At 66.9% G+C, this 6,225-nt stretch carries 6 protein-coding genes and 1 pseudogene; 1 reads left to right on the plus strand and 6 read right to left on the minus strand.

Annotated features, from left to right (window positions below):
- The 6 genes and pseudogenes from QZ189_RS10285 to QZ189_RS10310 form a co-directional block, all read right to left on the minus strand.
- Positions 1 to 1,355 (minus strand): annotated as a pseudogene (locus QZ189_RS10285) (hypothetical protein); the annotation flags it as partial.
- Positions 1,356 to 1,424: 69 nt separating this feature from the next.
- On the minus strand, positions 1,425 to 2,087 hold the full coding sequence (locus tag QZ189_RS10290; protein ID WP_010313510.1) for a hypothetical protein: 663 nt from the start codon (positions 2,085 to 2,087) through the stop codon (positions 1,425 to 1,427).
- Positions 2,084 to 2,767 carry a PilN domain-containing protein gene (locus QZ189_RS10295; RefSeq protein ID WP_296421704.1) on the minus strand — a complete coding sequence of 228 codons (684 nt, stop codon included), beginning with the start codon at positions 2,765 to 2,767 and terminating at the stop codon, positions 2,084 to 2,086. Before QZ189_RS10295 ends, QZ189_RS10290 begins: the two co-directional genes overlap by 4 nt.
- Complete coding sequence (locus QZ189_RS10300) at positions 2,764 to 3,633, minus strand: hypothetical protein (RefSeq protein ID WP_296421705.1); 870 nt, start codon at positions 3,631 to 3,633, stop codon at positions 2,764 to 2,766. The genes QZ189_RS10295 and QZ189_RS10300 overlap by 4 nt, the downstream gene beginning before the upstream one ends.
- 38 nt (positions 3,634 to 3,671) lie before the next feature.
- Entirely contained in the window at positions 3,672 to 4,832 is a 1,161-nt protein-coding gene (locus QZ189_RS10305; RefSeq protein ID WP_296416250.1) for a quinone-dependent dihydroorotate dehydrogenase, read from the minus strand.
- Positions 4,825 to 5,583: a ribonuclease H gene (locus tag QZ189_RS10310; RefSeq protein ID WP_043705190.1), complete on the minus strand. Its 759-nt coding sequence runs from the start codon at positions 5,581 to 5,583 to the stop codon at positions 4,825 to 4,827. Before QZ189_RS10310 ends, QZ189_RS10305 begins: the two co-directional genes overlap by 8 nt.
- A gap of 61 nt (positions 5,584 to 5,644) precedes the next feature.
- Between QZ189_RS10310 and QZ189_RS10315 the strand changes: the two genes are divergently transcribed.
- On the plus strand, positions 5,645 to 6,225 hold a 581-nt coding region (locus tag QZ189_RS10315; RefSeq protein ID WP_296421706.1), incomplete at its 3' end, for a DUF3747 domain-containing protein.

The following is a 6,225-nucleotide window of genomic DNA, read 5'->3' on the forward strand; positions in this document are numbered from 1 at the left end:
CCACCCGCAATCGTGCTGAATTGATCCCCTTGCGGCGGCAGCAAGCCACCAAAGGCACCCAAGAATTCACCCCGATCACTGACAACGAAGTTGCTGCCGGAGCGGAAGGCAAAGGAGTTCGACAGGCTGGTGTCGTTGTTCAAGGTGACATCCAGGATCTTCACCGACAACGCCACCTGACGCTGGCGCAGATCAATCTGCCGGAGATAGTTCTCAGCGACCGAGACCAACTGGGAATCACCCACCAAGGTGATGGTGCGCAGGCGTGAATCGGTCGTCCCAATCAAGCCACGCAGGGGACCGGTGGAGGCGCCATAGGTCTCCGTGGTGGTGATCTGCTCCTTCTTGGTCTGCTGGGTTTGCTCGCCACCAGCCACCTGGTTCGCCACGGGCTGCCCCGAGGTCACCGCATTGGTGATCGTTGTGACCTGGGTGATGCGCGCCCCCAGGCTGGCCAAGTACTTGGCGGCCGACTCAGCTGAGGCCTGGTTGAGGCGATAGACCTTGGACATCTGGGTGCCGAAGGTCTTGCCCATGACCGAGGGACCCGCCAGCAACAGATTCCCTTCCATCCGCCCCTGCAAACCCGAGGCCAGCAGTACCGAGTTCAAGGCCTTGCTGTAGGCCTCACCGCGGAAAGACAGCGAAACCGTCGGGCCCGCGCTGGCCTGAGCACCCGGTCGCTCCTCATCGTCGACGTAGACGAAGCCGTAGCCACCCATCTGACTGAGGGCCATCAGGGCGTCTTTGGCCGGTGCGTTGCGCAGGGTCATCGTCACCGGCGGGCCGCTGAGGTTGAGGTAGCTGCGGTTGCGCAGCACCATCGTTCCCACGGCCATGTCGCCCAGGGGCGGCGCCACCGCCCTGGGTTGCAGGGGCGGGGCATAGCGCGGCTGGGGCACCGAGCCGGGCTGATTGAGGTTGAAGGTGCCGGTCTTCGAGACCAACTCGCTGGGGGCGCTGAAGCTCAGGATCAGGTTGCGGCCATCGGCACTGACCACCGGCTTGGAGGCCGGTGCCCCCGGCATCGGCACCACCTCCAGCTCAAACTCGCGGCCACTCCCCCGGATGCTCACGCGCTTCAGGCCGGCCTCCGGCAGGGTCAGCGTTTGCGGGCCGACCTTCAGGGAGGCGGATTGACTCAGCTGCAGTTGCCCCTGCCAACCGGCCGCGGTTTGGCGTTGCCGCAGCAGCGGAGCCGCACCGGTGCCCTCGACCACCACGTCCACGCTGTTGGCGCCACGGCGCAACTGCAGCAGCAGCGCCCCGCCGGACGGCGCGACGGACGGCGCGGGAGCAGACGCGCTGGACTGCGGCAGCGCCAGCGCTGGAGCCGTCATCGCGGCAGCAGCCATCAGGGCTGAGATCCCAGTGCGCCGCCAACCCACGCTGCCCTTTGCCAGTTGGGCGGATGGTATCGATGCTCAGCCGGGCTTTCCAGGCTTCTGACTTGGGCTGTGATCTCTCGCATAGAGGCCCAGATTCAGCCGCAATTCGGTGGGCTCCAGCACCACCCGGCCATCCTTGTCTTTGCTGCTGTTGCCACTTTTGAGCGAGAGATCGCTCTGGACCACCAGGAGGCTCAGGCGCTCCAGACGCCGCAGAAAATCCAACAGCTGCGGGCCACTGCCGCGGGCGCGCAGCAACACCGAGGTCTTCTTCAAACCAGGGGCCAACAACGGATCCGCCGGCGGGGTCTCAGCCGCGGTCTTGTTGCTTTTTTTGCTGGTGGGCGGCGCGACGGCCTGAACCGGTTCATAGCCATCCAGCAGCACGCCGGTCTGGGCCGCCTGTTCACTGAGCTGGGCCAAGAACGTCTGCAGCTCGCCGCTGCCCGCGATCAACCCCAGGATCTGGGCATTCCTGCGGTCAGCCTGCTCCCGCTGCTGCTCCAAGCTCTCGAGCTGACGGCGCAGCAAGGGCAAGCGCTGCTGTTGCTCCTCCAGCACCAGCAGCTCCTGCTGATCCGCCTGCAAGCGCTGCCAACGGGGCCAGGCCACCAGGCCCCCCAGGGCTGCAGCCAGCAGCACCCCCAGAAGGACGGGTGCACCGAGCAACACCTGCTCTCGCCGCAGTTGGAGGCTCATGGCAGCACCCCCTTGGACTGCAGCAAACGCAGACGCTGCACCAAACCGTCGGCCTGCAGGGCCTGCAGCACCGCCAACTGTTGATCCGGAGCCAGGGCCGCGAAGCGAGCGGAGAGCTCCCAGTCCACCGGCCCCCCGCTGGCGCCATCGCGCTGGAGCTTCACCACCTGAACCGACTCGGCATCAAACAGCGGCGACTGGGACAGCAGCAGACTCAGCCCATTGACCCGGCGGAACGCCTGGGGATCAATGGCGACCCCTTTGAGCAGCAAGCCGTTGTTCTGGGAGCGCACCTCCGTGAGCTGCACACCGGCCGGGGTGACCGCGGACAACTGAGCCAGCAAGGCCGAGCCGGAGGACACCCCCACCAGACCCTTGGCCAAGCCCTCGCTGCTGCGCTGCAGCTGAGCCTTGGCCCGCCGCACCCGTCCGACCCGCGTCTCCAGGGTCTGCACCTGCAGCTTGATGCCGGCGAGGTTCGCCAGGGCGGCGTTCACCTGCTGCTGGCGCCACCCCAGCGCCACCAGCAACAGCAGCATCAAGGCAAGGACGCCACCGCCAATGGCCGAGCCCTTGAGCAACAGCGGGCGGGCCGGAAGCATGGACCCACCTGGCTCAGCAATGCCGCTGGCACCCCGGCGCTCCTGCAGTAAATCGAGGGGGCCAAGACGAGGGCTCATCGTTCCAACTCCGCCGCGGCCAGCCCCCAGAGCAGACCCAGAGACCACTGCGCTGGGTCGCTCCGCAAGGGATCCAGGCCATTGAGCTCCAGCGGAAGACAACTCTGCAGGGTCTCCAGCGCCGAAGCCGGCAGGGCCGCTGAGACCACGACATCCATCGAGCGCGGCTGAGGAGCCTGGGATTGCCAATAGCTCAGGCATTGGTTGAGCTCGCTTTGCAAAGCCTCCAGCTCCGCCAACGGCGGCAGTCGCCACTGCCAGATCGGAGCCCCCCGCTCCAGGCGCAGCAACCAGCTCTGCTCAGGCTCCAGTCCCAACAACCAACCCTTCTGGCCCTCGACGCAGCGCAGTGCACAGACCGGAGCAGCCTCGAGGGCATCGAGACCGAGGCCCGCATCGGCAAAGACCTCGATCCAGTCCTCCAGCAAGGCCGACTCCACCGCCACCGAGACACGGCTGCCCGGGGAGGAGGGCAGAGGGCAGCTCAGCAGATCCACCGCGGTCTCCGGGGGCCAAGGCAAGCGCAGGGCCTCCAGCTCCTTGGGCATGGCCATTCGCTCAGGAGCGCTGCCCTGTAGAAGGCGTAGTTCGCAGGCGCTGCCCGGCAGCACGGCCCAGATCCTGGCCCCGGGGTAGCCGCACTGCACCAACCAATCCCCCAACAGATCCGCCAGGGCCGAACCAGACACGGGACGTCCGCCCTGGCAGAGCCCCGGCGGCAGGGACAACTGATCGACCCAGCTCAGGCCCCGGCCGCTCAGGACCATGGCCGTGATCGCTTGATCCTGCAGCTCGAGGTAGACCCGCTGCGGAAACAGCCAGGCTTGCAAGGGGCCGAGGCGCTCTTGAACTCCTGCGAGCACCACTCGCCTTCCGCTTGCTCTATCCGCAAGCTATCGAGATTTCAGCTCCAGGGCACCCCAGAGCCGACGGCTTCGCTGATGTTGCGGAAACCGTGGCGATCGAGCTGCTGGCTCAAGCCCTCGAGAATCTCCGGAACCAGGCCAGGCCCGCCGTAGATCCAGCCGGTGTAGAGCTGCACCAGGGACGCACCGGCGGTGATCCGCTCCCAGGCGGACGCGGCGGAGTCGATGCCACCCACCCCGATCAAGGGCAGGCTTGGGCCAGCGGTGACCCGCAGCCGGCGCATCACCTCCAGGGCCCGCTGGCGCAGGGGTGCACCACTCAGTCCCCCGGCCTCCTCCGCCAAGGTCTTGCCGGTTTGGGCCAGGCGCCTGCCCTCCAGGCCCAGGCGATCCAGGCTGGTGTTCACGGCAATCACCCCAGCCAGGCCCTCCTCGTAGGCCAAGCGGGCAATCGAATCGATGGCGTCGTCCTCCAGGTCCGGGGCGATCTTCACCAGCAACGGGGGGCAGGCCGGCAGACGCCGCAGCCGCTCCACCAGGCGACGCAGCTGGACTTCGTCCTGGAGTTCCCGTAACCCAGGAGTGTTGGGGGAGCTGACATTGATCACGGCGTAGTCCGCCAGGGGAGCCAACAACTCCAACGACGAGGCGTAGTCATCCGGGGCGAGATCCAACGGGGTGACCTTGGACTTGCCCAAATTGATCCCCAAGACCGCCGGTCGCTGCCCGGCCGCCGGCAGGGCCTGGCGCTCCAGGGTGCGGCGCGCCGCCTCGGCCCCTTGGTTGTTGAACCCCATGCGGTTCAAGGCGGCCCGCTCCTCCGCCAAACGGAACAGCCGGGGCCGGGGGTTACCGGGCTGGGCATGCCAGGTGATCGTGCCCAGTTCGGCAAAGCCAAAACCAAACAGATGCCAGATGCCCGCAGCGACGGCGTTCTTGTCAAAGCCGGCGGCCAGACCGACGGGATTGAGGAAGCGGCAGCCAAAGAGGGTTTGCTCCAGCCGCAGGTCCTTGCGCTGCAGCTCTGCTCCGAGGCCCGCCAGGGAACTGCTCACCAGGGGCCAGTTGCGGCGCAGGGAGGCCTGCCCCAGGGCCTGCAGTGTGAGTTGGCTCAGCTGCTCAGCATCGGCACCGTCATCACGGCTGAGCAGGGGACCCACAAAACGCTGGTAGAGCGATCCCGTGCCGACCTCAGCCATCTCCTCGCTCCTCGCCTTGGGGCTCCCCTGATCCTGACGCGTCACGGCGAAGACGCCAGCGCCCCTCGTCCAGGGGAAGGACCTGCCAATCCCGCCAGCGCCAGGGACCATCGCGTCCCTCCAGGGTCTTGAGGGGCTTCTCGACCAACTGCGCCAGCTCCATCAGGCTCAACCCGTAGTCGCCCTCGGCCAACCGATCCGCCAACTCCAAGCGGGTCAGCAGCTGCTGCAGGGCCGGAGGGGCCAGATCAAGGGCCGGGGCCGCCTCCACCACCTCCCCGGCCGCCAGCTGGATCGGGTTGCCCTTGGAAAAGGCCACGGCGATGACATCGCAGCGGTCGTTGTCGGGATCACCGCTGTGGCCCTTCACGTAGGTCAGGGGCAAGCCCTGGATCCGCGCGCCATCGAGGGCCTCCCAGAGGTCGCGATTGAGAACAGGGCTACCGGAGGCCGTGCGCCAGCCCTTGCGCTTCCAACCGTTGATCCACTTGCTGAAGCCGTCGATCAGGTACTTGGAGTCCGTGCGGATGCTCAGGTCCGGGTGACGCGGCAGAACCGCCAAGCGCTCCAGCAGGGTCAGCGCCGCCGTCAGCTCCATGCGGTTGTTGGTGGTGTTGGCCTCCGCCCCACCGAATTCCTGAACGCTGCCATCGTCAAAACGCAGCAACGCACCCCAGCCGCCAGGGCCGGGATTTCCGCTACAAGCGCCGTCGCAGGCGGCGGCAACCACCTTGGGCGTATCACTGACCACTGGGCTTGTCCCCCAACATCCGGTACAACACAGCTCTCGTCAGGAGCCCAGGAGACATCCCATGCAGCGAAGCTACCTCCCGTGGGCCGGCCTCGCTCTGCTGAGCGCAGGCCTGGTGGGCAGCCAAGCCGCCGCAGGGGTCTTCCAAAGCCAGCCGCTCGAGCAGGAGCGCCTGGCCGTGCTGGGGCAACCGGTGGGCAACCAGGACTGGAAGCTGCTGGTGCTCGAGCAGCTCAAACCCCAACCGAAGTGCTGGGAAGAACGCCGGGACGGCCTGATTGATCCGGCCCTCAACCGCTTCAACTTCAGCGGGATCTGCAGCCGCTACCTCGACAGCAATGGCTATTCCCTGCGGGTCGGCGAGGACGACGTCTCACCCCGTTATCGCCTGAGGCTCGAGAGCCAAGGGAACACCCTGGTGCTGCTGGCGATGTCCGGCAGCCACCCGACCGAACTCGTCGTGGGGCGTGGGGCGATCCCCCTGCGGGACCGCAGTGGATTTGTCGCCCTCAAGCTGGAGCCGGGCTGGCAGCTCGAACGGCGGATGTACGGCGAGCGCAGCTTGAGCCATGTCTATTTCGCCAACCCCAAACCCCTCGATGGCTTGATCGCCCAGGCGGAACGGCGCCAGGACCGTCCAGC

The sequence above is a fragment of the Vulcanococcus sp. CPBay_Sum15L08_68 genome (assembly GCF_017855895.1).
Lineage (GTDB): Bacteria > Cyanobacteriota > Cyanobacteriia > PCC-6307 > Cyanobiaceae > Vulcanococcus.